A 25,974-nucleotide genomic window follows, 5' to 3' on the forward strand; every position below is an offset into this window, starting at 1 on the left:
CGCTCGGCGCTAGCATGAAGGCACGTTCAACCTCCGGAGTGCCCTCAATGTCCGCTCGAGCCGTCGTCGGTGACCGTCCCAGCGGCTCCACCCTGATCCGCGACGCGGGCGTGCTGCGCCGTCATGGCGCCGGTGGGCCGCGCTACACCAGCTACCCCAGCGCCGACAGCTTCACGACGGACTTCTCCGGCGACGACCTGACGGCGGCCCTGGCGCGCAGCAACGCCAGCGGGCAGGACCTATCACTCTACGTGCACGTACCCTTCTGCCGCCACAGCTGCCACCACTGCGCCTGTACCCGGGTGACCGAACAGAGCACCCGGCGCGCCGAGCCCTACCTCTCGCGGCTCGACCGGGAAATGGTGCTGACCGCGCGCCACCTGGAGGGCTCACGGGAGGTGTCGCAGCTCCACTGGGGCGGCGGAACCCCGACCTTCCTGACCCTCGACCAGATGAGCGATCTGATCGACCGGCTCGACGCGCGCTTCGGGCTGTCGGGCTCGCGTCACCGGGACTACAGCATCAAGGTCGACCCCCGGGACGCCGATGTCTTCACCCTGCGCCATCTCCAGGCCCTGGGCTTCAACCGCCTGAGCCTGTCGGTGCTGGACCTGGACCCGCGGGTCCAGCGCGCCATCAACCGCCACCAGCCCCGGGTGCTCACCGAACAGCTGATCGACGAGGCTCATCGGCTGGGCTTCCGCTCCCTGGGGCTGGAACTGATGTATGGCCTGCCCGGCCAGACTCGAGAGCGCTTCGCCGAGACCCTCGAGCAGGTGATCGCCATGGCCCCGGCCCGCCTGTCGCTGTTCCCCTACGACCACCGGCCCGAGCATTTCACCGCCCAGCGCCGGATCCGGGCCGAGGAACTGCCGCCACCGGGGGAGCAGCTGGCCATCCTCGACACCGCCCTCGCGATGCTTGCCGGTGCCGGCTACGTGCACATCGGCATGGAACTCTTCGCCCGCCCCGAGGATCCGCTGGCCACGGCCCAGGCCCGGGGCCTGATGTCGCGCAGCCTGAGTGGCTACAGCGCGCTTCCCGCCGGCGACCACCTGGGCCTGGGCGTGAGTGCGCTCAGCCGGCTGGGCGGCATCGCCGCCCGCAACCCCATGGCCCTGGGCGACTACGAGGCGCGACTCGATGCCGGTCGCCTGCCGGTGGAGCGGGGCCTGCGACTGACCGATGACGACCGCCTGCGAGCCCGCGCCATCGAGCGCCTGATGTGCGACATGCGCCTGGACCTGGCCGTGCTCGGGCAGGCGTTCGACCTGGATGCCGGAGCACACCTGAACGAGGCCCTGGCCCGGCTGGCGCCGGCCGAACGGGACGGCCTGGTGAGGCGGCGCGGTCAGTGTCTCGAGGTCACGCCGGCGGGGCGGCTGCTGGTCCACCGCCTGGCCGCGGCCTTCGATGCCCGTGCCGCCTGACCGGCACGGCGCATGGCATCTCGCGCTCACGCGGGGGAGTACCTCCTAAGGGAGGCTTTGCCGGTGGACGACAATCCTCCATACTGTGACGAGAGTCATCATTCATGGAGGAGAGCATGCCCGACACCGCGACCGGTAGGTGCCGTTCATTGCTGAACGAGACCCGCTGCCAGACGTGCAGCCTGAGCTCGCTCTGCCTGCCCCTGGCGCTCGAGGTTCAGGACATGGACCAGTTCGACGCCATCATCCGGCGTCGGGCGCCGCTCAAGAAGGGCGAGTCGCTGTTCCGCCAAGGCAGCTCCTTCACCAGCGTCTTCGCGGTGCGCTCCGGCAGCCTCAAGCAGGTGACCACCGAGGGCAGCGGCGAGGACCAACTCACCAACTTCTACCTGCCCAGCGAACTGGTGGGACTCGACGGCATCGCCGAGGAACGCTACCCCGGCACGGTCGTGGCCCTGGAGACCACCACGGTGTGCGAGATTCCCTTCGACCGTCTCGACGCCCTCTCCGAGTCGCTGCCCGAGCTTCGGGGCCAGCTCTACCGCAGCATGAGCAAGGAGATGCGCGACGATCGCCGCATGATGCGGCTGCTCTCACGCAAGACCGCCGACCAGCGCCTGGCCAGCTTCTTCACCAGCCTCTCCGACCGCTTCCGCCGTCGCGGCTACTCCCCCTACAGCTTCCGGCTCTCCATGTCCCGAGCCGACATCGGCAATTACCTGGGACTGGCCGTGGAGACCGTCAGCCGCATCCTGGGCCGTTTCCAGTCACAAGGACTGGTGGCCGTTTCCGGCCGCGAGGTCAACATCCTCGACCTGGCGGCGCTGATCGAAGTGGCCGAGGAGGAGGGCGCGCACTAAAGCTCGAAGCTCGAAGCTCGAAGCTCGAAGCTCGAAGCTCGAAGCTCGAAGCTCGAAGCTCGAAGCTCGAAGCTCGAAGCTCGAAGCTCGAAGGCAGCCTGAATCGAATCGCCCCCGTGACCTTGTCACGGGGGCGATTCGATTGTCTTGCCGCTTACGGCTTAAAGCTTACAGCTCCTGATGGATATCGATGCGGTCGGCCTGCCTCTGCGCCTGCTTCTCCTCGAGGCCGGCGAAGTCGAAGAGCTCGCGGTCGGCCAGCTGCGAGGGCGCTACGTTGGTGACCGCCTTGAACATGCTCTCGAGACGGCCGGGATGCGTCGTCTCCCACTCGGCCAGCATCTCCTTGACCACCTGGCGCTGCAGGTTGGGCTGAGAGCCGCAGAGGTTGCAGGGAATGATCGGGAAGTCCATCAGCCGAGCGAACTCGGCGATGTCCGCCTCGCGGCAGTAGGCGAGCGGGCGGATGACCATGTTGCGGCCATCGTCGGAGAGCAGCTTGGGCGGCATCGCCTTGAGGCTGCCGCCGAAGAACATATTGAGAAACAGCGTCTCGAGGATGTCCTCGCGGTGGTGGCCCAGCGCCACCTTGGTGGCACCGATCTCCTCCGCGAAGCCGTAGAGCGAGCCCCGCCGCAGCCGCGAGCAGAGCGCGCAGGTGGTCTTGCCCTCGGGGGTCTTCTCCTTGACCACCGAGTAGGTGTCACGCTCGAGGATATGGTACTCGACGCCGATGCCCTCCAGGTAGGCCGGCAGCACGTGTTCCGGAAAACCGGGCTGCTTCTGGTCGAGGTTCACCGCCACCAGCGAGAAGTTGACCGGGGCGTTGCGCTGCAGGTTGCGCAGGATCTCCAGCAGGGTGTAGCTGTCCTTGCCCCCGCTGAGGCAGACCATCACCCGGTCACCCTCATGGATCATGCCGTAGTCGATGATCGCATTGCCCACCTGGCGACGCAGGCGCTTGTGCAGCTTGTTGAACTCGCGCTTGCCTCGGGCATCGAGGCCCTCGAGGGTCGACGCAGGCTCTGTGGGGGACGGGCCATCGGGCGCGGCGGTGTCACGGGGGTCGAACATCAGGGCGTCTTGCATGGTCTCGGGCGCTGCCTGGGCGGCTGGAAATGACGGGCGCTATCCTATCACCCTCGCCACGGCCAGGCGAAGCGCACCCCGGGCACGAGGATCAGCAGAGCCGTTTCGCCAGCATGGGACCTCGCGCCAGGCGCAGATGGATGAGTGCCGTGGTGACGGCATCGCCCAAGGCGGTGTGCCGCCCCATGACCGGCACCCCCAGGCGCTCGGCCACCTGCTCGAAGCGCGGCCGGACATCCAGCTCGGGATGGCTGCGACGCAGCTGGCGCTGGTAGGTCTGGGCCACGTCGATGCCGGCATTGGGCAGGTCGAAGCCGAAGAGGGGGCGCAGGTAGCGGTTGAGCATCGCCAGGTCGAAGTCCAGGCACCAGCCGACCAGCGGGCGGTTGCCGACGAAGTCCAGGAACTGCGCCAGGGCCTCCTCGACACCCGCGCCATCGGCCAGGTCGATGCCGCGCAGGCCGTGGATGCGGATCGAGTCGCCAGAGAGGCTCGCCGGCCTCGCCAGGCGCAGGTCGAGCGAATCGCTGGTCAGGACGCGGTCACCGCGGATGCGCACCGCGGCCAGCGACACCAGCTCGGCGTGGCGGGTATCGAGCCCGGTGGTCTCGCAGTCGATGGCGACCATCTCGTCCCCGGTGTAAGGGGAGAAGAGCCAGCCGTAGTCGCCGTGGGCCTGTCGTCGACGATCGGCGGCGCGCCTGAGTGCCTTGAGCATGGATGAACCTCCTGTTGTCGTTGTCGTTCCCTGAGTGAGTGCCCGTGGCTCACGAGTACTCGAGGTGGAAGCGGTGCGACAGCCGCTGCTTGAAGTCCTTGACGATATGCAGTGCCTCGCGCAGCAGGTCCCGCTCCAGCGAGGAGAGTTCCTGGACCACCACCCGATCGGGCTGCTCGCCTCGGCCTTGCGAGCCGTCGAGGCGGTCGAGCTGCTGGCGCAGTCGCAGCTCGGTGAACAGCGACAGGGCCTCCCCCAGGTCCTCGGCGAAGCGCTCCTCCAGGCGACCGTCGGCGACCAGCGCCGCGAGCCGGTCCAGGGTGGAGGTCGCGGTGATGCGACGCTCCAGCGCCAGGGTGCGCACCCCGTGGACGATCGGGAAGATGCCGCCCTTCTTGATGTCGACGCCGTGCTGCGGCTTCTTCAGGGAGCCGAACAGCGTCAGCGGCGTGGAGAAGCGCAGTGCCGTGCGCGCGAAGTAGGAGAGCAGGATCTCGTCGCGGCTGCAGTGCTCGAAGAGTTCCTCGCGCAGCCGGTCGAGCAGAGCCGGGTTGCCCGCCACGGCGTGGGAATCGAGCATGATGGCCAGCCGCATCAGGCTCTCACCGTCGCGGGTCGCCGCCCACTGTGCGATGCGTCCGCGCCACTGGGTCTCGGTGCCGACCCATTCCGGGTTGGAGACCATGATGTTGCCCGGGCAGGGCGGATAGCCCAGCTCGATCAGCGTCTCGGTGAGGCGCTGCATCTGCTCATGGCAGTCGGGCCACTCCAGGTCGTCGGCGAGTATCAGGCCATTGTCCTGATCGGTCTTGAGGATCTGCTCGCCACGCCCTTCGCTGCCCATCACGATCAGGCAGCTGTCGGCGTGGTAGCGCTCGTCGATCAGAAAGCCCCAGGCCTTGTTCATGATACGTCCGTTGAGGGCCGCCAGCAGCCCCATGGCGAAGCGCAGCTTGACGCCCTGGGCCATCAGGGCACGCACCAGTTCCGGGGTGCGGCGACTGGCAGCGGCCAGCGCCTCGAGGCTGTTGGCCTGCTCCACCTGCAGGCTGACCACGTAGCTGCGGCTGGAGAAGTAGCTGAGCACGTCGGTGAGCTCCACCACCCCCAACGGCGCAACGTCCTCCATCACCACCACCCGCTCCACCTTGAAGCGGGTCATCTGGACCAGCACCTCGAACAGGTACTGGCCCGGCGTCGCCGTGATCAGCTGGTAGTGGGCCACCGCCTGCACCGGGCTCTCATGGGCCAGCCCCTTGAGCACCAGGGCATTGAGCAGGTCGGTCTTGGTGACCATCCCGGGCCCGTCCTCGCCCTGCACCAGCAGGCTGTCGGCATGGCTGTCGTTCAGGGTGTGGACCGCCTCGGCGATGCTGGTCGTACCCTCGACGAGCAGCGGGTCGCGCATGCATTCACCAACCCGGGCGAGCATGAAACCGGCCATGGTCACCCCGCCCTCGGCGCGGCGTTCGGTGAGCAGCCGGGTCTTCTGGGCCAGGCGCTGGCGGAAGAACTCGGAGAAGGCCGGATAGGCCTCGCAGAGCTGCTTGAACAAGCCCTTGGGCAGCAGGTAGCAGAGACACTCCTGCTCGGCCCGGAAGCGATAACGGCTATTGCCGTTGAGGATACTGATGGCCCCGAACAGGTCACCGGCGGTGTAGTGGCCGATGCGTGACTGGGCGCCGGGCAGGGTCGGGTCGAGCTCGGCGACCTCGCCCTTGTGGATCAGGAACACATACTCCCCGGGCTGGCCGGCATCGAGGATGATCTCATCACGGTCGAAGTAGGCCAGGTCGATGCCGCTGCGTACGCGCTCCCGGCCCTCCTCGTCGAGGAAGGTGAATGGCGGCTGTGTGAGTTCTACATCGACCATGGGGCCGTCCTCGTTGCGCGGTGATCACCACCCCGCTGGCTAGGTTGTGCGTCAATTCCCGCGAGGTTCCAAGATAGCAAAGTCGGGTTTCAGTAAATAACCTAGACAATCGTCCTATCCGGGTGGCCTTATACCATCGTCAAAGACCACTCCGGGGCGCGCATTAACCGCCCCGGATTTCGGGGCTATACCATCGTCCTATGCACGCCCCTCCCGCGCCGCCATCTCGCCTGCAGCACAATTTTAACCTACTGATAAAAAAGCTTTTATTGGATACGCCTTCCATCGGTATCTTTTCATGATACGAAAGTCTGGGATTTATTTTAGGCGTTTGCTGCCCACTATTGGCCAGGAGCCATGCAGGACAATCCCGCGTCGACGATGCACCTCGACATGGAGCGGGCAACCTGATGACAGGCTGATCCAGCCTGCGCGGGCCAGGCTGGCTCCGTCGACACGACTGTCCTGATGAGTGACATCAACAACGCTCTGGGCAACTTCCCAACCTGAACAACACGTGGAGAGCAACACTATGGCAGACGACAAAGCCAATGCCGCTGCTTACTGGAAGGCGAACGTACGCCTGATCACGGGGTGCCTGATCGTCTGGGCTCTGGTGTCCTACGGCTGCGCCATCCTTCTTCGCCCGCTGCTGGCTGGCATTCCCGTCGGCGGGACGGACCTGGGCTTCTGGTTCGCCCAGCAGGGTTCGATCCTGACCTTCATCGGCATCATCTTCTTCTACGCGTGGAAGATGAACCGTCTCGATAAACAGTTCGGACTCGGGGAGTAAGTCAGCATGAGTCAGTTTGCAATCAACCTGCTGTTCGTAGGGGCCTCCTTCGCCCTCTACATCGGCATCGCGATCTGGGCCCGAGCGGGCTCCACCAAGGACTTCTACGTCGCCGGCGGCGGGGTACATCCGATCACCAACGGCATGGCCACGGCCGCCGACTGGATGTCGGCGGCATCCTTCATCTCAATGGCCGGCCTGCTGGCATCTGGCGGCTACGCCAACTCCACCTTCCTGATGGGCTGGACCGGCGGCTACGTCATCCTGGCCATGCTGCTGGCACCCTACCTGCGCAAGTTCGGCAAGTTCACGGTGCCCGACTTCATCGGTGACCGCTTCTACAGCAACACCGCTCGCCTGGTCGCCGTCATCTGCCTGGTCGTCGCCTCCATCACCTACGTCATCGGCCAGATGACCGGTGCCGGCGTGGCCTTCTCCCGCTTCCTGGAGGTCTCCAACACCTGGGGCATCTGGATCGCGGCCTTCATCGTCTTCCTGTATGCGGTCTTCGGCGGCATGAAGGGCATCACCTACACCCAGGTGGCCCAGTACATCGTGCTGATCATCGCCTACACCATCCCGGCCGTGTTCATCTCGCTGGAACTGACCGGCAACCCCATTCCGGGTCTTGGTCTGTTCAGCACCCATACCGAGTCCGGTGTGCCACTGCTGGCGAAGCTGGATGACGTGATCAATGCGCTGGGCTTCCGTGACTACACGGCCGACGTCGATAACAAGCTCAACATGGTGTTGTTCACACTGTCGCTGATGGTTGGTACCGCGGGTCTGCCCCACGTCATCATCCGCTTCTTCACCGTGCCGAAGGTGGCCGATGCCCGCTGGTCTGCCGGCTGGGCCCTGGTGTTCATCGCCCTGCTCTACCTGACCGCTCCCGCGGTGGGTTCCATGGCACGCCTGAACCTGATGACCACCGTCTATCCGGAAATGGCCGGCCAGGTGGAGAACTACGATGAAGCCGCCTCCAACCCCATCCTCTACGAGGAACGTCCCGAGTGGGTGCGGACCTGGGAAGAGACTGGCCTGATCACCTACACGGACAAGAACGACGACGGCCGCATCCAGGTCTACAACGACGGCAACGAAGCCTTCGCCGACACCGCCGAACAGCGTGGCTGGGCAGGCAGCGAACTGGTCGTCAACAACGATATCCTGGTACTCGCCAACCCGGAGATCGCCAACCTGCCGAGCTGGGTCATCGGCCTGATCGCTGCCGGTGGTATCGCCGCGGCACTGTCCACGGCCGCCGGCCTGCTGCTGGCCATCTCCTCGGCCATCAGCCATGACCTGATCAAGACCATGATCAACCCGAGGATCTCCGAGAAGGGCGAGATGCTGGCGGCGCGGATCTCCATGGCCGGCGCCATCCTGCTGGCGACCTACCTGGGCCTGAATCCCCCGGGCTTCGCAGCACAGACGGTGGCGCTGGCCTTCGGTATCGCCGGTGCCTCACTGTTCCCGGTGCTGATGATGGGCATCTTCTCCAAGCGGGTGAACAACAAGGGCGCCGTTGCCGGCATGCTGACCGGCCTGGGCACGACCCTGCTCTACATCTTCACCTATCTGGGCTGGCTGTTCATTCCGGGCACCAACATGCTGGCCAACACGCCGGACAACTGGATATTCGGCATTTCGCCGCTGTCCTTCGGCGCGGTCGGCGCGATCTTCAACTTCGCCGTGGCCTTCGCCGTCTCCAGTGTGACCGAGGAGCCTCCGCAGGAGATCCAGGATCTGGTGGAAAGCGTCCGCTATCCGAAGGGTGCTGGTGTCGCGACCGGGCACTGAGCCATAATGGCCTCCTGGCCCGGCTAGCCGGGCCAGTCCAACCACTACCGATCGGGCTTCCTCAGGGAAGCCCGATCGCTTTAAGGACGCATGAATCATGATATGGCACCTGATAGCAGCGGTCTTCGCCGGCCTCGGCGCCGCAGGGGTCGGCTTGATCCTGCGGCTGGCCAGCGGCAAGCGACTGCCGCGCTGGATCATCCCGGCGTGCGGTGGCCTGGGGATGCTCGGCTACCAGATCTACAACGAATACACCTGGTTCGAGCACAAGCAGCAGCAGTTGCCCGACTCGGCCGAGGTAATCTCCGTGGAGGAGGGCCAGATGTTCTGGCGCCCCTGGACCTTCGCCTTCCCCATGACCAAGGCCTTCACCATCATGGACCTCGATAACCTGGCGATGAGCCGGGGCGATGACGGTCGGCTGGTCGAGTTCATCCTCTACCGCTTCGAGAAGGCGTACGTGGACCAGGTGAGCCACCAGGCCTACCTGATGAACTGCGCGACCCGGGAAATGCTACCCCTGAAAGGCGAGTCACGGGCCCCGCTGACCGAAGAGATGCGCCGCGTCGAGCCATCCAGCCCGCTCTACCAGGCCATCTGCACGGAGACCTGACCCGGCGTCCCTGCACCACTAGAATGGGCGCATCCGGAAGGGAGAAGAGTGCATGTTCGCTGGCTGGCTGCTGATTGCTGTTTCACTGCTCTACATCGCCGTGCTGTTCGCCATCGCCTGGCGGGGCGATCGCCGTGCGCGGGAACACGGGGCTAGCCGGCGTCGCCCGGTGATCTACAGCCTGGCGCTGGCCATCTATTGCACCTCCTGGACCTTCCACGGCGCCGTCGGCCAGGCGGCCACGGCGGGCTGGTCCTTCGCCAGCATCTTCGTCGGGCCGATCCTCACCCTGCTGCTGTTCTGGCCGGTGCTGGCCAAGATGATCCGTGTCGCCAAGCACCAGAACGTCACCTCCATCGCCGACTTCATCGCCTCACGCTACGGCAAGACCCAGTCGCTGGCCGCCTTCGCCAGCCTGGTGGCACTGATCGGCACCCTGCCCTACATCGCCTTGCAGCTGAAGGCCGTCTCCACCTCCTTCAGTGTGATCACCGATGCCAGCGACATCACCCGGGCGCCGCTGTTCGGCGACACGGCCTTCTATGTGGCGATGGTAATGGCGGCCTTCGCCATCCTCTTCGGCACTCGCCACACCGATGCCACCGAGCACCACGAGGGCCTGATCCACGCCGTGGCCTTCGAGTCGCTGGTCAAGCTGCTCGCCTTCCTGGCTCTCGGGGCCTACGTCACCTGGGGCATGTTCGACGGCCTGGGCGACCTGCTGGGCCGCGCCGAGACCCAGCTCGCGCTGCAGCGCCAGCTCGCCGACCAGGACTTCGGCCAGAGCTTCTGGGCCCAGACCCTGCTGGCCATGCTGGCCATCCTCTGCCTGCCGCGCCAGTTCCACGTCGCCGTGGTGGAGAACACCCACCGTGACGACGCCCGCAAGGCGCGCTGGCTGTTCCCGCTCTACCTGCTGGCCTTCGCCTTCTTCGTCATCCCCATCGCAGCGGCCGGCCTGACCATCTTCGCCGACAGCGGCATCGAACCGGACACCTACGTGCTGGCCCTGCCCATGGCCGCGGGCAACGAATGGCTGACGCTGCTGACCTTCATCGGCGGCTTCTCGGCGGCCACCGGCATGGTGATCGTGGCCGCGGTAGCGGTCTCGATCATGATCTCCAACGAGATCGTCATCCCCGCCCTGTTCCGCCTGCGCTGGTTCGATACCAAGCCGCGCGACTATGGCCGCCTGGTGCTGCGGACGCGGCGCATCACCATCGGCGTGATCCTGGCCATGGCCTACGGCTTCTACCAGCTGATCGGTGAGTTCAGCTCGCTGGCCAGCACTGGCATGCTCTCCTTCGCCGCCGCGGCCCAGTTCGCCCCGGCACTGATCGGCGGCCTCTACTGGAAGCGCGGCAACCGCCTCGGCGTGATCGCCGGCATGAATGCCGGTTTCGCCATCTGGGCCTACAGCCTGCTGATGCCGACCCTGATCGGTGCCGGCGTGCTGCCGGACAACTGGCTCGATGGCGGCCCGCTGGGCATCGCCTGGCTGGCCCCCACCTCGCTGTTCGGCCTCAATGTCGGCGACAGCTTCACCCATGGCGTGATGCTCTCCCTGGGCGTGAACCTCTTCTGCTACATCTTCGTCTCCCAGATGACGCCCCAGCGGGTGGTCGAGCGCATCCAGGCCTCGCTGTTCGTCGACAGCGTCGAGACCCGCCAGACCTCGGTGAACCGCCCCTGGACCGGCGCTACCACGGTGGGTGATCTCAAGGTGCTGTGCGAGCGCTTCCTGGGCGCCGGCCAGGTGAACCGCGCCTTCGAGGACTATGCCCGGCGCACCGGCAAGCCGCTGGAGGACAACACCCGGGCCTCCATCGACGTCATCCAGTTCACCGAGCGCTTCCTGGCCTCGGTGCTCGGCGCCTCTTCGGCGCGGATCGTGGTCAACTCGGCCCTTCAGGGGCGCGGCATCGGCATCTCCGACGTGATCTCCATCGTCGACGAGGCCTCCCAGGTGCTGGAGTTCAACCGCGCCCTGCTGCAGGCCACCATCGAGAATATCAACCAGGGCATCAGCGTGGTCGACCAGAACCTGCGGCTGGTGGTGTGGAACCAGCGCTACCTGGAGCTGTTCCGCTTCCCCGACCACCTGATCCGCGTCGGCGCCCCGATCGACAAGATCTTCCGCTACAACGCCCACAACGGCGAATACGGCCCCGGCGATCCCGAGGAACACGTGCGCCTGTTGATCGACAACATCCGCGAGGGTCATCCCCATCGCTACGTGCGCTACCGCCAGGACGGCAGCGTGTTGGAGGTACAGGGTAATCCCATGCCGGGGGGCGGCTTCGTCTACACCTACCAGGACATCACCCAACAGAAGCGCATCGAGGAAGCGCTGATCCGCTCCGAGAACAACATCCGCATCTACACCGACAACGTGCCGGCGCTGATCGCCTACTTCGACAAGGAGTGCCGCTACCTCTTCACCAACCGCGCCTACGAGCAGGCCTTCGGCATAGACCGCAACGCGGTGATCGGCCAGCGCGTGGAAGAGGTGATAAACCCCGACATGGCACGCGAGCGGGCGCCGTGGATCGAGCGCGCCCTGGCCGGCGAGCGGGTCAACTTCGAGGTCTCGCTGCCCATCGGCGACGACCGGCGCTACATGCTGGTCACCTACACCCCCCACTTCGGCGACAGCGGGGCGATACTGGGCTTCTTCGCTCTCTACCAGGACATCACCGAGCGACGCCTGGCCGAGATCGCCCTCAAGGAGACCAACGAGACCCTGGAGGAGCGGGTGCGCGAGCGCACCCAGGCGCTCTCCGAGGCCAACGCGGCCCTGCGCCAGGAGAACCTGGTACGCGCCGAGGCCGAGCTTGCCCTGCGCCAGGCCAAGCAGCTGGCCGAGGATGCCAACGCCTCCAAGACGCGCTTCCTGGCGGCCGCCAGCCACGACCTGCTGCAGCCGCTGAATGCCGCGCGGCTGTTCACCTCGGCCCTTGCCCAGGAGATGGCGGCCGAGGACATGAAGCGCACCATCGGCCATATCGACAACTCGCTGCAGGCCGCCGAGGAGCTGCTCGGCACCCTGCTCGACATCTCCAAGCTGGATGCCGGCGCCCTCACCCCGCGGCGCAGCCACTTCGCCCTGGCCGACATCATCCAGCCGCTGCGCGCCGAGTTCGAGGTGATGGCCGAGGAGCGCGGCCTGGACCTGGTAGTGGTGCCGACCCGCCAGTGGGTCGACAGCGATCCGCAGATGCTGCGCCGGATCATCCAGAACTTCCTCTCCAATGCCATCCGCTACACCCAGGCCGGCCGGGTGCTGCTGGGTTGCCGCCGCCAAGGCGAGCGCATCACCATCGAGGTCTGGGATTCGGGCCCGGGGATCCCCGAGGCCAAGCAGCTCGAGATCTTCCAGGAGTTCCGACGCCTCGACCAGGCCACGCGGCACAAGGAGAGCGAGAAGGGCCTGGGCCTGGGGCTGTCCATCGCCGACCGCATGGCCCGGGTGCTCGACCATCCCATCCGGGTGCGGTCGAAGGAGGGCTTCGGCACCATGTTCTCGGTCAGCGTGCCGGTGGTCGCGCCCCGCACCGCGACACAGCAGGCCGAGGATGCCCCGAAGCGCGCCGGCAACAAGCTCGCCGGCACCCGGATACTCTGCATCGACAACGAGTCGCTGATCCTCGAGGGCATGAAGGCGATGCTCTCGGGCTGGGGCTGCGAGGTGTTCACGGCCACCACCATCGGCGGCGCCAAGTCGGTACTGCGCCACCTGGACGGCGACCCGGATGCGATACTGGCCGACTACCACCTGGACAACGAGGTCACCGGGCTGATGGCCCTGGAGGCGCTCGGCGAGCGGCTGGAAGGCGCGGTGCCCGGCATCGTGATCACCGCCGACCGCACCGAGGAGGTGGCCGAGGAGGTCAGGCGCGCCGGCTACCAGCTGCTGCTCAAGCCGGTGCGCCCCGCCGCCCTGCGCGCCCTGCTCACCCGCACCCTGCAGGCCAGCCGGGCGGCGCAGTAGTGCCAAGCGGCCAAGCGGCCAAGCGGCCAAGCGGCCAAGCTGCCAAGCTGCCAAGCTGCCAAGCTGCCAAGCTGCCAAGCTGCCAAGGAAGGAAAACATCGAAGCCTGAAGCAAGAAACCCACCTGACGGTGGGTTTCTGGAGTTCTGCTTGGCGCTTTCAGCTCGGCGCTCGGCGCTAGGACTCCACCTTCGGCGGCTCGACCTCGAGCTTCTGGGCGGCGATCACCGCCTGGGTGCGGGAGTGCACGCCGAGCTTGCGCAGGATCGCGGTGACATGGGCCTTGATGGTGGCCTCGGAGACGCTCAGTTCATAGGCGATCTGCTTGTTGAGCAGCCCCTCGGTGAGCATGTTGAGCACCCGGAACTGCTGCGGCGTCAGTGAGGCGATGGCCTCGGCGAACTTGGTCTCCTCCTCGTTGGTCTCGCCCAGGGCCGCGGCCATCTCGGCCGGCAGCCAGACCTCGCCATCGAGGATCTCGCCCACCGCCTCGGCGATCAACGCCAGCGACGAGGACTTGGGAATGAAGCCCGAGGCCCCGTAGTCGATGGCGCGGCGCACCACATGGACCTCGTCACTGCCGGAGACCACCGCCACCGGGATGTCGGGCGTCTGGCCGCGCAGCTGGATCAAGCCGGAGAAGCCGTGGGCCCCCGGCATGTGCAGGTCCAGCAGGATCAAGTCGGCATCGGGATGACGGGTGACCACCTCGGTGGTGGCCTGCATGGTGTCGGATTCGACGATCTCGGCCTGGGGCGCCAACTGGCGCAGGGCCTGGGTCAGGGCCGCACGGAACAGCGGATGGTCATCGGCAACGATGAATTTCTGGGCAAAGGCCATGGATCTTCCTCCGGTTCCTCGAGCAGCTGACCGACGGTCGCCACGCTGGGCTCTACAGGTGTTGTCCGCATGTTACCCCATGGCCGCGGCGATTCCCAAGGGCTGTCGGGATATTGTCGACACTGTGCCGGCCGCCCATGAAGAAGCCGGCCCAAAAGGCCGGCTTGGCGTGTCATGAGACGACAGGCGATGACCACCTGCCGCCGGGCGGGTAGTAGCTTCAGCGGATGGCGCGATGCTCGATCAGCTCGTCGACCACCGACGGATCCGCCAGGGTGCTGGTATCGCCCAGGCCGTCACACTCGTTGGCGGCGATCTTGCGCAGGATGCGGCGCATGATCTTGCCCGAGCGGGTCTTGGGCAGGCCCGGGGCCCACTGGATGATATCGGGCGAGGCGATCGGGCCGATGTCCTTGCGCACCCACTGGGTCAGCTCCTTCTTGAGCTCGTCGCTCTCCTCGAAGCCATCGGCCAGGGTCACGTAGATATAGATGCCCTGCCCCTTGATGTCGTGGGGGAAGCCGACCACGGCCGCCTCGGCCACGGCCTCATGGGCCACCAGGGAGGATTCGATCTCGGCGGTGCCCATGCGGTGGCCGGAGACGTTGAGCACGTCATCGACGCGGCCGGTGATCCAGTAGTAGCCGTCCTCGTCGCGGCGGCAGCCGTCACCGGTGAAGTACACGCCCTTGAAAGCGGAGAAGTAGGTCTGCACGAAGCGCTCGTGGTCGCCCCAGATGGAACGCGCCTGGCCCGGCCAGGAGTCGAGGATCACCAGGTTACCCTCGGCGGCCCCCTTGAGCTCGTTACCCTCATTATCGACCAGCGCCGGTACCACGCCGAAAAACGGCAGGGTGGCGGAGCCCGGCTTGAGATCGATGGCGCCGGGCAGCGGCGCGATCATGATGCCGCCGGTCTCGGTCTGCCACCAGGTATCGACGATCGGGCACTTCCCGTTGCCGATCACCTGATGGAACCACTCCCACGCCTGAGGGTTGATGGGTTCGCCCACCGAACCGAGCACGCGCAGACTGTCGCGCTTGCTGGAATCCATGACGTCGTCGCCATGCGCCATCAGGGCACGCACCGCGGTAGGCGCGGTATACAGGATGTTGACGTTGTGCTTGTCGACGATCTCGCCCATGCGGCCATGGGTCGGGTAGCTGGGCACCCCCTCGAACATCAGGGTGGTGCCGCCATTGGCCAGCGGGCCGTAGACGATATAGCTGTGGCCGGTGACCCAGCCCACGTCGGCGGTGCACCAGTAGACCTCGCCCTCCTGGTAGTCGAAGACATACTGGTGGGTCATGGCGGCATGCAGCAGGTAGCCGCCGGTGGTGTGCTTCAGCCCCTTGGGCGCTCCGGTGGAGCCGGAGGTGTAAAGGATGAACAGCGGGTCCTCGGCCCCCATCTCCTCGGCCGGGCAATCGGTGGACTGCTTGGCGACGATGTCGTCATACCAGACGTCGCGCCCATCCTTCCAGTCGATCTCGCCACCGGTGCGCTTGACCACCAGCACCTTCTCGCAGACCTCGGTGCCATCGCGGGTCAGGGCGGCATCGACGTTATCCTTGAGCGGCACTTGCTTGCCGCCGCGCACGGACTCGTCGGCGGTGATGATCAGCTTGGACTCGGCCCCGATCACGCGCTGGGCCACGGCATCCGGGGAGAAACCGCCGAACACCACCGAGTGCACGGCACCGATGCGGGCACAGGCCAGCATCGCCATGGCGGCCTCGGGGATCATCGGCATGTAGAGCGTGACCACGTCGCCCTTGCCGACGCCCAGCTCCTTGAGGCCGTTGGCCAGCTGGCAGGTCTTCTCATAGAGCTCGCGGTAGGTGAGCGTCTTGTCATCCTTGGGGTCGTCGCCCTCCCAGATGATCGCCGGCTGGTCGCCACGGGTCTCGAGATGGCGGTCGAGGCAGTTGACGCTGGCGTTCAGGGTGCCGTCCTCGAACCAGCGGATATCCACGTTGTGCGAGTCGAAAGAGGTGTGCTTGATCTTGGTCGGCACCTTGAACCAGTCGAGGCGCTTGGCCTGCTCACCCCAGAACCCCTTGGGGTCGTCAACCGACTGCTGGTACATGGCCTCATAGGTGGCCTTGTCGGCGTGGGCCTTGGCGGCAAACTCGTCGCTTACCGGATAGACTTTCTGCTGCTCGGTCATGGATATGCCTCTGTCCAGGGGGATGGACCCTCCAGGTGGATGTTGCCGGCCGCACAGCTGTTGGGCGGGCCGGCCCCATAAAGCCTGCCCACAGCATATACGTCAGCACGCGGCCTTCCCTTTAGACATTGGTAGAAACATTTTTCTTTTTCATGACAATGACTTACAAGCGCATTCAGCAAGCGGAACGACCGAGATAGACCAAGGTCTCAGCGCAGTGCCGGCACCGATACCCCCGCCCCCGGCGGGCCAGGGCATGCCGCCGGGCGGTGAAGCCGTGTTCTCGGCAGCCGCAGCGGTAGCGATAAGGCGCCGGGCTCGCACGCCCGGTATCGAAGCGGTGGGTGGTGCGGGGCTCCAGGCCGAAGAGGCGGCGCATCACGGTCTGCCACTCGCGGCCGTGGGGCCGCGCCCGGTGGCCATCCTCCAGGTGATGCACCAGCCAGTGGGCCATCTCGTGGGGCACCACCTCGACCAGGAAGGCGAGGCGATTCTCCGCCAGCAGCACCGGGTTGAAGCGCAGCCCACCGCGACCGAAGTGCGCCTGGCCGGCGCACTTGCCCCGCAGGTCCATCCAGACCGCCGGGCGCGGCAGCGCCGGGTGCAGCTCGCGACACAACCGCCAGGCCGCCTCGACCCGCGCCATGAGCGCGCGTTGCAGGTCGGCCCGGTCGAGGGTGTCGAGCCGGATGGGGTCGGGGGCGGGAAGCGCGGGTATCGTCATGGGATGCTAGAATGGCGCCTTCGTGTCGAGGCGTAAAGCCTTCCCCCCTGCCCACGTTGTCCCTGCGAGAGCCGTCATGTCCGATGCCGAAACGCCCCTCCCCCAGCCGCTGCTCGAGGACGAGGAGCTCGACCTGCTCGACGCCTTCCTCGACTCCGAGCGGGTCGACGCCGAGGCCCTGGACCTGATCGGCGCCCACGGCTTCCTGGTCGCCCTGGCCGTGGCGCCGTGCGATACGCCCGCGGCGGCCTGGGTCGCCGAGCTGTTCCATGGCGACCCGTCCTTCACCGACGATGCCGAGCGCGAGACCATCCTGGGGCTGCTCGAGCGACTCAGGCACAACGCCATCGCGGTGCTGGAGGCGGGCGGCCTCCCAGAGCTGCCCTTCGAGCTCGAGCTCGACGACAGCGCCCCGGAGGAGACGCCGATCGGCGACTGGTGCGCCGGCTTCATGGAGGGGGTGTTTCTCGACGAGGCCGCCTGGTTCGCCGACGACGAGGAGGCCGCCGCCACCCTGCTGCTGCCCTTCATGCTGCTCTCCGGGCTGTTCGATGACGAGCCCGACATGGCGGAGCTGGCCGGTGATGCGACGCGACTCGAGGGGCTCGTCACCCAGCTGCCGGAACTGGTGCTGGACCTCTACCTGCACTATCGCGTGCCCCCGGAAACGCCCAAGCCCCGGCCACGCCGCAAGCAGCCCGCCGGGCGCGACAAAGGCAAGCGGTAAGCGGGAAGCCAGCACCTGCGGGGTCAAGGTTTTTCTTCCAGCTTAAAGCTTACAGCTTATAGCTCCCGGCGAAGCCGGGCTAGCGCAGCCGCGTCAGCATCCCGTCCAGGGTCCCGTAGAGCCACTCGCGGAAGCGCTGCAGGCGTGGCCGCCGCGACCAGGCCTCGGGGTCGATCTCCGTGCTCGACGCGAAGTTGCGCTCGAACAGCCCGGCGACCTCGGCGGCGAAGCGGCGGTCATCCACCTCCTGGTTGGCCTCCAGGTTCCACTGCAGGCTCCAGTGGTCGAAGTTGCACGAGCCGAGGCTGACCCAGTCATCGGCCAGCGAGAACTTCGCATGGCTGAAGATGGGCTGGAACTCGAAGATCCGCACCCCCGCCCGCAGCAGGCGGCCATAGAAGCGCTGGCCGGCATAGCGCACGCCGGGATGGTCGTGGACTTCGCCCGGCAGCAGCAGGCGCACGTCGACGCCGCGACGGGCCGCCCGGGCCAGGCGCATGCGCAGGGTGAGGGTGGGCACGAAGTAGGGGGTACAGATCCACAGCCGCTCCGCGGCCGTCGAGACCCGATGATGCAGCGAGTGGCGGATCGCCTGGTAGCGGTAGCCCTGCCCCCAGACCACGCGACCGCGCATGCCACGAAAGTCCTCGCGGCGGCGCGTCGCGAGTTCCAGCCCGCGCACCAGCGAGGCCCTGCCCGGCCCGCGACTCATGGGGGAGTCCCAGAGCCGGCAGAACAGCCGCACCCAGTCGGCCACCACCGGTCCCTCGATGCGCATCGCCACCTCGTACCAGGCATCCAGGAACTCGTCCACGGCCCCGAAGCCGCCGGTAAAGGCCTCGGCACCGTCGACCACCACCAGCTTGCGGTGGTCCCGGGTCAGGTTACGCACCAGCGACTGCGCGCCCAGGGGATTGAAGAAGCGCAGCGCCACGCCCCCCTCCTCGAGACGCTGGCGGTCGGCGGTGGCGAGCCCCATGGCCCCGTAGCCGTCAAGCAATAGCAGCACCGACACGCCGCGCTCGGCCGCGCGCAACAGCGCCCCGATCAGCGCGGTGGCGAGCCGGCCGGACTCCATCAGGTAGAGCTCGATCAGCACGGACTGGCGCGCCCCGTCGACGGCCTCGAACATTGCGGGCAGGAAGAGGGCCGCCTCGGGGAGCAGTTCGAAGTGGTTGCCGTCTCGCCACATGCCGTGCATGGCACCGTCCCTGTCACATACCGTTACAGCATTGACGCATGTTTGCCGGCCGGGGAAAAGCCCGACCTCCTGACCGCCGGGAGACGGGCCGCTATACTGACGGCTCATACCCGGCACAGGCGACAGAATGGGTCTTGCACGCATGCTGGCCGACGCGCTGCGCGCGCCGCTCGAGGGACTGATGGCCCGCTGGGCCCGGATCCGGCTGATCGAGCCCGACCCCGACGCGCTCCCCCTCGAGCCGACGCTCCCGACCCTCTATGTGCTGCCGCACCCGGCGCTCTCCGATACCCTGCTGTTGGCCTCGCTGGCCCGAGCCCATGGCCTGCCGGCGGCCGGCGGCCGGCGCAGCATCGGCGCCGTCACCCTGCCCGCCTGCCTGCCGCTGCCCGCTCCGAGCCGTCGCCTGTGGCGCCGCACGCGGCGAGCGGAGGCCCCCTTCCTGTCGCTGATCGAGCAGTGCCGGGAGGACCCTGCCCGTGACGTCCAGCTGGTGCCGGTGAGCATCTTCTGGGGGCGCGCGCCGGGCAAGCGCTTCGGCCTCTGGCAGCTGCTCGCCGCGGACAGCTGGCAGCTCACCGGGCGGCTGCGCCGCCTGCTGTCGGTGATGATCAACGGCAAGGACGTGGAGGTCCATCTCGGCACGCCGCTCAGGCTCTCCGAACTGCTCGACGCGCGGGAGGCCGACCTCACCAATCGCAAGGTCGCCCGGCTGCTGCGGGTGCACTTTCGCCGCCTGCGCACCCGGGTGCTGGGGCCGGACCTCTCCCATCGGCGCACCCTGATCGAGGGGATCGCCGCGAGCCCCGAGGTGCGCCGCGTCATCCGCGAGGTAGCGACCGCGGAGCAGCGCTCAGTGCCGCGACTCGAAGGCCGGGCCCGCCGCTATGGCCGCGAGATCGCCTCGAGCATGACCTATCCGGTGCTGCGCTTCATGGCGGGCCTGCTGCGGCGCCTCTGGAGCCGCCTCTACGACGGCGTGGCGGTGCACGGCCTGGCGCGGGTCAAGGCCGTCGCCGGCGACCACACCCTGGTCTACGTCCCCTGCCATCGCAGCCACATCGACTACCTGCTGCTCTCCTACGTGCTCTATCGCGATGGCCTGATGCCCCCGCACATCGCCGCGGGGCGCAACCTCGACATGCCGCTGATCGGCCCACTGCTGCGCCGCGGCGGGGCCTTCTTCATGCGCCGCAGCTTCCGCGACAACCGCCTCTATGCCACCGTCTTCAACGAGTACCTGCACCGCCTGATCGCCCGCGGCCATCCGCTGGAGTACTTCATCGAGGGGGGACGGTCGCGCAGCGGCCGCCTGCTGCCCGCCCGGCCCGGCATGCTCTCGATGACCCTGCGCTCCTACCTGCGCAGCGTACGCGGCGGCGGCCAGCCGCTGGTCTTCGTGCCGGTCTACATCGGCTACGAGCGTATCCTCGAGAGCGGCAGCTACCAGCGTGAGCTGCAGGGTGGCGGGAAGCGCAAGGAGAGCCCGTGGGCACTGCTGCGGGTCCTCGGCCGGCTTCGCCAGCCCTTCGGGCAGGTCACCGTGAACATCGGCGAGCCGCTGTCGCTCTCGGTCTTCCTCGACGCGGAAGTGCCCGACTGGCGACGACGGCTCGATGACCCGCGCCCCCCCTGGCTCGCCAGGGTCGTGCCCCGCCTGGGCGAGACCCTCTCACGGCGCATCAATGCGGCCGCCGCCCTCAACCCGGTCAACCTGGTGGCCCTGGTCCTGCTGGCCACCCCCCACCATGCCATCGAGGCCAGCCTGCTCAAGCGCCAGCTGGCGCTGCTGGTGGCCCTGCAGCACCGTCTCCCGGGCGGCCACCATATCAGCCTGCCGGAGGGCACGCCCGACGCCTGGCTCGACCGGGTGCTCGTCCTGGGGATGGTCGAGCGCCGCCCGCACCCGCTGGGCGACATCATCGTCGCCGACGACCATCAGGCCAGCCTGCTGGGCTGGTACCGCAACAACGTGCTGCACCTCTTCGCCCTCGCCGGGCTCACCGCCTTCGCGTTCCGCCACCAGGCCTACCATGACCTGGATGGCCTGGAGGCCCTACTCGCCCCCGGCTGGCCGATCCTCACCCGCGAGCTGATGATCGCCCCCCCGGCCTCGCTGCGCGACGACCTGGCCGGGATGCTCGCTGCACTGGTCGAGGCGGGACTGCTGGAAGCCGAGGGCGGGAGCTGGCGACGGCCTCGGGAGTCCCTGGAGGCCGGGGAGCAGCTGCGCATGCTCGGGGGCCTGATGCAGCCTTCCCTGGAGCGCGGCTACCTCCTGCTGTCGGTGCTGTTGAGCGAGTCCTCGGGGCACTTCACCGCCGACGAGCTGACCGCGCGCAGCCGCGAGCTCGCCGAGCGGCTGGCCCTGCTCTCGGGGCTGGATGCACCGGAATTCTTCGATACCCGGCTGTTCTCCGGCCTGGTGGAGAGCCTCGAGGCACAGGGATGGTTGCACACCGAGGAGGGCCGCCTGGTGTTCGATGACCGCCTGCGCGAGGCGGCCCAGCGGAGCCGGGCGCTGTTCGACCCGGCGCTGCGCCACCGGCTGCAGCTGGTCAGTCGCCAGGAAGGGGGCTGAACTCAGGCCTCCAGGCGGCGGTGAACGTAGAGGTCGTAGCGACTGGTCCTGTCCTCGATGACGTGGCGTGGCGAGGGCCCCTCGATGGGCGGCGCCTTGCGCGGCCGCTTGACCACCACCCGATGGGTCGCCACGTCCAGTGCCGCCTCGAGCAGCCGCGGGGCGTCCGGGTCATCGCCGGCCAGGGTGCGGAAGAGCCGCATCTCCTTCTTGACCAGCGCCGACTTGTCGCGGTGGGGGAACATCGGGTCGAGATGGATCACCTCGGGGGCCACCTCGCGGCTCGCCACCAGGGTCGAAAGCTCGCGGCCGGCATCGCCGTGCACCAGGTGCATGCGCGCGGCGATCTCGCGGATCTCGGGATCGAGCCGCGCCCGCGACAGGCCGTCCTCCAGCAGCGCGAAGATCGCCGCCACCCGCTCGATCAGCAGCACCTCGGCTCCCAGGCTCGCCAGCACGAAGGCGTCGCGCCCGAGCCCCGCGGTGGCATCCACCACCGAGGGCGTGACGCCCCTGGCCAGGCCACAGGCGCGGGCCACCAGCTGGCCACGGCCGCCGCCGAAGCGACGCCGATGGGCGGCACGCCCGGCGACGAAATCCACCGCCAGCGGATGGCCATAGCGTTTCGGGTCGCCGGCCAGTACCAGGCGATCGCCCTGGCGGACCAGCAGCAGCTCGGCCTCGCCCTCCGCGGCCCGGGGCAGGCCGAGACGCGCCGCCAGGGCCGGGTCCTGCACGCCCACCGGCACGGCTGACCTCATCGGCCCTTCTGCCAGGCGACCCGGTCGCGCAGATAGACCGGCTGCACCTCGTGGGCCGGTCGGGCCTCGCCGGCGACGAAGGCGTGGATCGCCAGGCGTGCCATGTCGGCGGCATCGGCCTCGAGCTCGGTCAGGCAGAGTCCCATGCCGGCCTTCACCTCGGCAGACATCTGCGGCCACAGGGTCCAGCCGGAGCCGATGCCGACCCAGTCGTGGTCGTCATGGCCGGCGGGCAGGCGCAGCCGCGCCGGTGGCATCACCGCCTCCTCGGTCAGCGCCATGGGCACGCCATCGCGGCACTGCCAGGCCGCCACGTAGATCTCGCCCATGCGGGCGTCCAGGGCGGTGATCAGCCAGCGGTAGAGGTGGCGACGATGGGCGCCCAGCGCCAGCGCCTCGAGGGTCGAGACGCCGACCAGTGGCCGGTCGAGGCCGAAGGCGAGCCCCTGGGCGACCCCCGCGGCGATGCGCAGGCCGGTGAAGGAGCCCGGCCCCCTGCCATAGGCCACGGCGTCCAGCGCCGAGGCCGGCAGGCCGGCCTCGGCGAGTACCTCGTCGACCATCGGCAGCAGCCGCCGGGTGTGCTCCCGCGGGGTCAGGGCGAAGCGTGAGATCAGTTCGTCGTCGAGGCCCTCGCGGCGGCGCAGCAGGGCGGCGGAACAGGCGCTCGAGGAGGCATCCAGGGCCAGCAGGATCGGCATGGGCAAGAGGTCGCGGCGGGAAATGTCGGGGCATTATACGCGCGCCACCGCCAACGACGAAGGCCCGCGCAGGGCGGGCCTTCGTCAAGGGACTGTGAGAGTGGGGCTCAGCCCTCCAGCGCCTCGAGCACCTGGGCGGTGATGTCGTCGATGCTGCCTACCCCTTCGACGCGATGGTATTCCGGGGCCGCCTCGGGATCCTCCTTGCCCCACTGCCGGTAGTAGTCGACCAGCGGCGCGGTCTGCTCGTGGTAGACCGCCAGGCGGTTGCGCACGGTGGACTCGCGGTCGTCGTCACGCTGGATCAGCGCTTCGCCGGTGACGTCGTCCTTGCCCTCTTCCTTGGGCGGCTGGTACTCGAGGTGATAGACCCGGCCGGAGCCCGGGTGCACGCGGCGACCGGCCAGGCGCTTGACGATCTCCTCGTCGTCCACGGCGATCTCCAGCACGTGATCGATCTTGACCTCGGCATCCTTCATGGCCTGGGCCTGGGGAATGGTGCGCGGGAAACCGTCGAACAGGAAGCCGTTGGCGCAGTCGGGCTGGCTGATGCGCTCCTTGACCAGGGCGATGATGATGTCGTCGGACACCAAGCCGCCGCTGTTCATGATCTCCTTGACCTTGAGCCCCAGCTCGCTGCCCTCCTTCACCGCAGCGCGCAGCATGTCGCCGGTGGAGATCTGCGGGATGTTGAATCGTTCGCAGATGAACTGGGCCTGAGTGCCCTTGCCGGCACCGGGGGCGCCCAACAGGATCAAACGCATCTGACAGCTCCTTATAAGTGTGTTTCTGGTCGACGAAGAAAGGTAAGGGGCGAACAATAACCGCGCCGCCGGGCGCAGACAAGCGAAGGGCCCCGACCCAGGTCGCTAAAGAGGAAAAAAGAGTGCGGCATCAAGCCGCTGCGGCCAGGTTGCACTTTGGTCTGCCCCGCTTGAGCCAAGCCCTGCATGAGGAGAGTCCCGCAAACGACAACGGCGCCTTGCGGCGCCGTTGCGTGGGTCGAGTGCTCGGGCCGAGCCAGACGGTCGACGCCTGCCTTACAGCAGCAGGCGACGGATATCCGTCAGCACCTGACCCAGGAAGGCGGTAAAGCGCGCCGCATCGGCGCCGTTGACCGCCCGGTGGTCATAGGAGAGGCACAGCGGCATCATCAGCCGCGGCTGGAAGGCCTGGCCATCCCACACCGGCTTCATCTGCGCCTTGGAGATGCCGAGGATGGCCACCTCCGGGGCGTTGACGATCGGCGTGAAGGCGGTGCCGCCGATGGAGCCCAGGCTGGAGATGGTGAAGCAGCCCCCGGTCATCTCCTCCCGCTTGAGCTTCTTCGACTGGGCCTTCTTGGCCAGCTCCACGGACTCCTTGGCCAGCTCGATCAGCGACTTCCGGTCGGCATCGCGGATCACCGGCACCATCAGGCCATCCGGGGTGTCCACGGCGACGCCGACATGCACGTACTTCTTGTGCACCAGCGTCTCGCCATCGCTCTTCAGGCTGACGTTGAACTGCGGGTACTTGCGCAGCGCGAAGGCGCAGGCCTTGATCAGGAAGGGCAGCGGCGTGAGCTTGGCGCCCTGCGCCTCGGCCTCGGCCTTCATCGACTTGCGGAAGGCCTCCAGCTCGCTGATGTCCGCCTCGTCGAACTGCGTGACGTGGGGCAGATTGACCCAGCTGCGATGCAGGTTGGTGGCGCCCATCTTCATCAGGCGACCCATCGGCTTCTCTTCCACCTCGCCGAACTGGCTGAAGTCCTGATCCGGGATCGGCGGAATGCCGCTGCCGGCGGCGGCCGGTGCCGCCGCGGCGGGCGTCTGGGCCTTGCCGTCCATGACCTGCTTGACGTAGGCGTGGACGTCCTCCTTGAGCACGCGCTCCTTGGGGCCGCTGGGCTTGACCAGCCCCAGGTCGACGCCCAGCTCGCGGGCCAGCATGCGCACCGCCGGGCCGGCGTGCACCAGTTTGCCGTCGCGCGGCTTGTGGGCGGCCATCTGGGCCTCGGGGCTCGGCGAGCCGGCGGGAGTCCCGGCCGGCGCCTCGGCCTTCTGCTGCGGTTGCTTCTGCTCGGGCGCCTTCGCCGCCGGCTTGGCGGCAGGCTTGCTGCCCGCCACCGGAGTGCCGGCCACCTCGATATAGCCGATCAGGTCGCCCTCGGAGACGGTGTCGCCCTCCTTGACGGTCAGCTCGAGGAGCTTGCCCTTGTAGGGGCTGGGCACGTCCATGGAGGCCTTGTCGGACTCCAGGGTGATCAGCGGGTCCTCCTCGTCGACCTCGTCGCCGGCGCTGGCGGCGATCTCGATGATCGGCACGTCGGCGGAACCGGAGAGATCCGGCACGCGGACTTCCTTGCGCTCCGGCTCGCCGCCACCGGCACTCTCGTCCTCGGCCGGGGCCTCGGCCTGCGGAGCACTCTCGGCCGGCGCGGGCGCCGACTCGGCGTCACCGCCGCCCTCGCCGGTACCCGCGTCCTCGACTTCCATGGTGCCGATGACGTCACCCTCGGAGACGGTATCGCCCTCCTTGACCGTCAGGCTGGCGATCTTGCCGGCCTGGGGGCTCGGCACGTCCATGGAGGCCTTGTCGGACTCCAGGGTGATCAGGGTGTCTTCCGCGTCGACCTGGTCGCCGGCGGCCACCGCCACCTCGATGATCTCCACGTCGGCGGAGCCGCCGAGGTCGGGCACCTTGATCTCGACGGTCTGCTTGCCGCCGCCGCTCTTCTTGGCCGCGGGCTTCTCCGGGGCCGGCTCGGGCGCCTTCTCGGGCTCGGGAGCCTTCTCGGCCTCTCCCTTGCCACCAGCGTCGGCGTCGCCGCCACCCTCGGCCTCGATCTCGACGATGTCGTCGCCCTCGGAGACGGTGTCGCCCTCCTTGACCAGCACCTTCAGCACCTTGCCGCCCTTGGGCGCCGGCACGTCCATGCTGGCCTTGTCGGACTCCAGCGTGATCAGGGTATCCTCGGGGGCGATGACATCGCCCTCAGCCACCGCGATCTCGATGATTTCCACATCGGTATCGCCACCGATGTCCGGAACTTTGATGATTTCGCTACTCAAGGTCGCGCTCCTTCAAACTCTTGACGGGGGCGGGCCCGAGGGCCCGC

General features: G+C 67.6%; 19 protein-coding genes. 8 read left to right on the plus strand and 11 right to left on the minus strand.

The genetic code is table 11. The annotated features are described in order from the left end of the window. Positions 1-47: 47 nt before the first annotated feature. Both hemN and fnr read left to right on the plus strand, forming a co-directional pair. Positions 48-1,430, plus strand: a complete 1,383-nt coding sequence (gene hemN / locus OP497_RS01870) for an oxygen-independent coproporphyrinogen III oxidase (protein ID WP_280546104.1) — start codon at positions 48-50, stop codon at positions 1,428-1,430. Between the two features lie 116 nt (positions 1,431-1,546). Beyond that, positions 1,547-2,290 (plus strand): fumarate/nitrate reduction transcriptional regulator Fnr, encoded by a 744-nt coding sequence (gene fnr / locus OP497_RS01875; protein ID WP_280546105.1) that lies wholly within the window; start codon positions 1,547-1,549, stop codon positions 2,288-2,290. A 168-nt stretch (positions 2,291-2,458) separates the two neighbouring features. Here the strand turns inward: fnr and ttcA are convergent, their stop codons facing one another. The 3 genes from ttcA to OP497_RS01890 form a co-directional block, all read right to left on the minus strand. Further along, on the minus strand, positions 2,459-3,379 hold the full coding sequence (ttcA, locus tag OP497_RS01880) for a tRNA 2-thiocytidine(32) synthetase TtcA (protein ID WP_280546106.1): 921 nt from the start codon (positions 3,377-3,379) through the stop codon (positions 2,459-2,461). Positions 3,380-3,470: 91 nt separating this feature from the next. Next, on the minus strand, positions 3,471-4,097 hold the full coding sequence (locus OP497_RS01885; RefSeq protein ID WP_280546108.1) for a 3'-5' exonuclease: 627 nt from the start codon (positions 4,095-4,097) through the stop codon (positions 3,471-3,473). A gap of 49 nt (positions 4,098-4,146) precedes the next feature. Then, complete coding sequence (locus tag OP497_RS01890; protein WP_280546109.1) at positions 4,147-5,970, minus strand: DUF294 nucleotidyltransferase-like domain-containing protein; 1,824 nt, start codon at positions 5,968-5,970, stop codon at positions 4,147-4,149. A gap of 532 nt (positions 5,971-6,502) precedes the next feature. Between OP497_RS01890 and OP497_RS01895 the strand changes: the two genes are divergently transcribed. From OP497_RS01895 to OP497_RS01910, 4 genes are all read left to right on the plus strand, one after another. Next, a complete protein-coding gene (locus tag OP497_RS01895) occupies positions 6,503-6,763 on the plus strand; it encodes a DUF4212 domain-containing protein (protein ID WP_106230608.1) in 261 nt (86 codons plus the stop codon). A gap of 6 nt (positions 6,764-6,769) precedes the next feature. Then, a complete protein-coding gene (locus OP497_RS01900; RefSeq protein WP_280546111.1) occupies positions 6,770-8,566 on the plus strand; it encodes a sodium:solute symporter family protein in 1,797 nt (598 codons plus the stop codon). Positions 8,567-8,663: 97 nt separating this feature from the next. Then, on the plus strand, positions 8,664-9,179 hold the full coding sequence (locus OP497_RS01905) for a hypothetical protein (protein WP_280546112.1): 516 nt from the start codon (positions 8,664-8,666) through the stop codon (positions 9,177-9,179). A gap of 52 nt (positions 9,180-9,231) precedes the next feature. Beyond that, entirely contained in the window at positions 9,232-13,170 is a 3,939-nt protein-coding gene (locus OP497_RS01910) for a NahK/ErcS family hybrid sensor histidine kinase/response regulator (protein ID WP_280546113.1), read from the plus strand. 176 nt (positions 13,171-13,346) lie between these two features. Here the strand turns inward: OP497_RS01910 and OP497_RS01915 are convergent, their stop codons facing one another. The 3 genes from OP497_RS01915 to OP497_RS01925 all read right to left on the minus strand — a co-directional run bounded on the left by OP497_RS01915 (position 13,347) and on the right by OP497_RS01925 (position 16,903). Further along, a complete protein-coding gene (locus OP497_RS01915) occupies positions 13,347-14,009 on the minus strand; it encodes a response regulator transcription factor (RefSeq protein WP_280546115.1) in 663 nt (220 codons plus the stop codon). Positions 14,010-14,229: 220 nt separating this feature from the next. After that, positions 14,230-16,179 (minus strand): acetate--CoA ligase, encoded by a 1,950-nt coding sequence (acs, locus tag OP497_RS01920; RefSeq protein WP_280546116.1) that lies wholly within the window; start codon positions 16,177-16,179, stop codon positions 14,230-14,232. Between the two features lie 175 nt (positions 16,180-16,354). After that, positions 16,355-16,903 (minus strand): SprT-like domain-containing protein, encoded by a 549-nt coding sequence (locus OP497_RS01925; protein ID WP_280546118.1) that lies wholly within the window; start codon positions 16,901-16,903, stop codon positions 16,355-16,357. Between the two features lie 76 nt (positions 16,904-16,979). Here OP497_RS01925 and OP497_RS01930 point away from each other — a divergent pair, with 76 nt between their 5' ends. Further along, positions 16,980-17,630 (plus strand): YecA family protein, encoded by a 651-nt coding sequence (locus OP497_RS01930; protein WP_280546120.1) that lies wholly within the window; start codon positions 16,980-16,982, stop codon positions 17,628-17,630. 79 nt (positions 17,631-17,709) lie between these two features. On the opposite strand, the gene OP497_RS01935 is transcribed toward OP497_RS01930, so the two are convergent. Continuing rightward, a complete protein-coding gene (locus tag OP497_RS01935) occupies positions 17,710-18,831 on the minus strand; it encodes a phosphatidylserine/phosphatidylglycerophosphate/cardiolipin synthase family protein (protein WP_280546122.1) in 1,122 nt (373 codons plus the stop codon). Between the two features lie 127 nt (positions 18,832-18,958). Between OP497_RS01935 and plsB the strand changes: the two genes are divergently transcribed. Then, entirely contained in the window at positions 18,959-21,412 is a 2,454-nt protein-coding gene (gene plsB / locus OP497_RS01940; RefSeq protein ID WP_280546124.1) for a glycerol-3-phosphate 1-O-acyltransferase PlsB, read from the plus strand. A gap of 2 nt (positions 21,413-21,414) precedes the next feature. Here plsB and OP497_RS01945 read toward each other — a convergent pair whose 3' ends face one another. From OP497_RS01945 to aceF, 4 genes are all read right to left on the minus strand, one after another. Further along, positions 21,415-22,173, minus strand: coding sequence for a class I SAM-dependent methyltransferase (locus tag OP497_RS01945; protein ID WP_280546125.1), 759 nt, complete (start codon positions 22,171-22,173; stop codon positions 21,415-21,417). Continuing rightward, entirely contained in the window at positions 22,170-22,874 is a 705-nt protein-coding gene (gene tsaB / locus OP497_RS01950; protein ID WP_280546127.1) for a tRNA (adenosine(37)-N6)-threonylcarbamoyltransferase complex dimerization subunit type 1 TsaB, read from the minus strand. The genes OP497_RS01945 and tsaB overlap by 4 nt, the downstream gene beginning before the upstream one ends. A gap of 107 nt (positions 22,875-22,981) precedes the next feature. Beyond that, entirely contained in the window at positions 22,982-23,638 is a 657-nt protein-coding gene (gene adk / locus OP497_RS01955; RefSeq protein WP_280546128.1) for an adenylate kinase, read from the minus strand. A gap of 276 nt (positions 23,639-23,914) precedes the next feature. Continuing rightward, positions 23,915-25,927 carry a pyruvate dehydrogenase complex dihydrolipoyllysine-residue acetyltransferase gene (gene aceF / locus OP497_RS01960; protein WP_280546130.1) on the minus strand — a complete coding sequence of 671 codons (2,013 nt, stop codon included), beginning with the start codon at positions 25,925-25,927 and terminating at the stop codon, positions 23,915-23,917. Positions 25,928-25,974 lie beyond the last annotated feature (47 nt).

Origin of the sequence: Halomonas sp. 11-S5, assembly GCF_029889825.1 — a bacterium.
Classification (GTDB): domain Bacteria; phylum Pseudomonadota; class Gammaproteobacteria; order Pseudomonadales; family Halomonadaceae; genus Halomonas.

Coding starts and splice junctions, on each gene's coding strand:
- hemN (WP_280546104.1), top strand. CDS start 48: ATGTCCGCTCGAGCCGTCGTCGGTGACCGTCCCAGCGGCTCCACCCTG.
- fnr (WP_280546105.1), top strand. CDS start 1,547: ATGCCCGACACCGCGACCGGTAGGTGCCGTTCATTGCTGAACGAGACC.
- ttcA (WP_280546106.1), bottom strand. CDS start 3,379: ATGCAAGACGCCCTGATGTTCGACCCCCGTGACACCGCCGCGCCCGAT.
- OP497_RS01885 (WP_280546108.1), bottom strand. CDS start 4,097: ATGCTCAAGGCACTCAGGCGCGCCGCCGATCGTCGACGACAGGCCCAC.
- OP497_RS01890 (WP_280546109.1), bottom strand. CDS start 5,970: ATGGTCGATGTAGAACTCACACAGCCGCCATTCACCTTCCTCGACGAG.
- OP497_RS01895 (WP_106230608.1), top strand. CDS start 6,503: ATGGCAGACGACAAAGCCAATGCCGCTGCTTACTGGAAGGCGAACGTA.
- OP497_RS01900 (WP_280546111.1), top strand. CDS start 6,770: ATGAGTCAGTTTGCAATCAACCTGCTGTTCGTAGGGGCCTCCTTCGCC.
- OP497_RS01905 (WP_280546112.1), top strand. CDS start 8,664: ATGATATGGCACCTGATAGCAGCGGTCTTCGCCGGCCTCGGCGCCGCA.
- OP497_RS01910 (WP_280546113.1), top strand. CDS start 9,232: ATGTTCGCTGGCTGGCTGCTGATTGCTGTTTCACTGCTCTACATCGCC.
- OP497_RS01915 (WP_280546115.1), bottom strand. CDS start 14,009: ATGGCCTTTGCCCAGAAATTCATCGTTGCCGATGACCATCCGCTGTTC.
- acs (WP_280546116.1), bottom strand. CDS start 16,179: ATGACCGAGCAGCAGAAAGTCTATCCGGTAAGCGACGAGTTTGCCGCC.
- OP497_RS01925 (WP_280546118.1), bottom strand. CDS start 16,903: ATGACGATACCCGCGCTTCCCGCCCCCGACCCCATCCGGCTCGACACC.
- OP497_RS01930 (WP_280546120.1), top strand. CDS start 16,980: ATGTCCGATGCCGAAACGCCCCTCCCCCAGCCGCTGCTCGAGGACGAG.
- OP497_RS01935 (WP_280546122.1), bottom strand. CDS start 18,831: ATGCACGGCATGTGGCGAGACGGCAACCACTTCGAACTGCTCCCCGAG.
- plsB (WP_280546124.1), top strand. CDS start 18,959: ATGGGTCTTGCACGCATGCTGGCCGACGCGCTGCGCGCGCCGCTCGAG.
- OP497_RS01945 (WP_280546125.1), bottom strand. CDS start 22,173: ATGAGGTCAGCCGTGCCGGTGGGCGTGCAGGACCCGGCCCTGGCGGCG.
- tsaB (WP_280546127.1), bottom strand. CDS start 22,874: ATGCCGATCCTGCTGGCCCTGGATGCCTCCTCGAGCGCCTGTTCCGCC.
- adk (WP_280546128.1), bottom strand. CDS start 23,638: ATGCGTTTGATCCTGTTGGGCGCCCCCGGTGCCGGCAAGGGCACTCAG.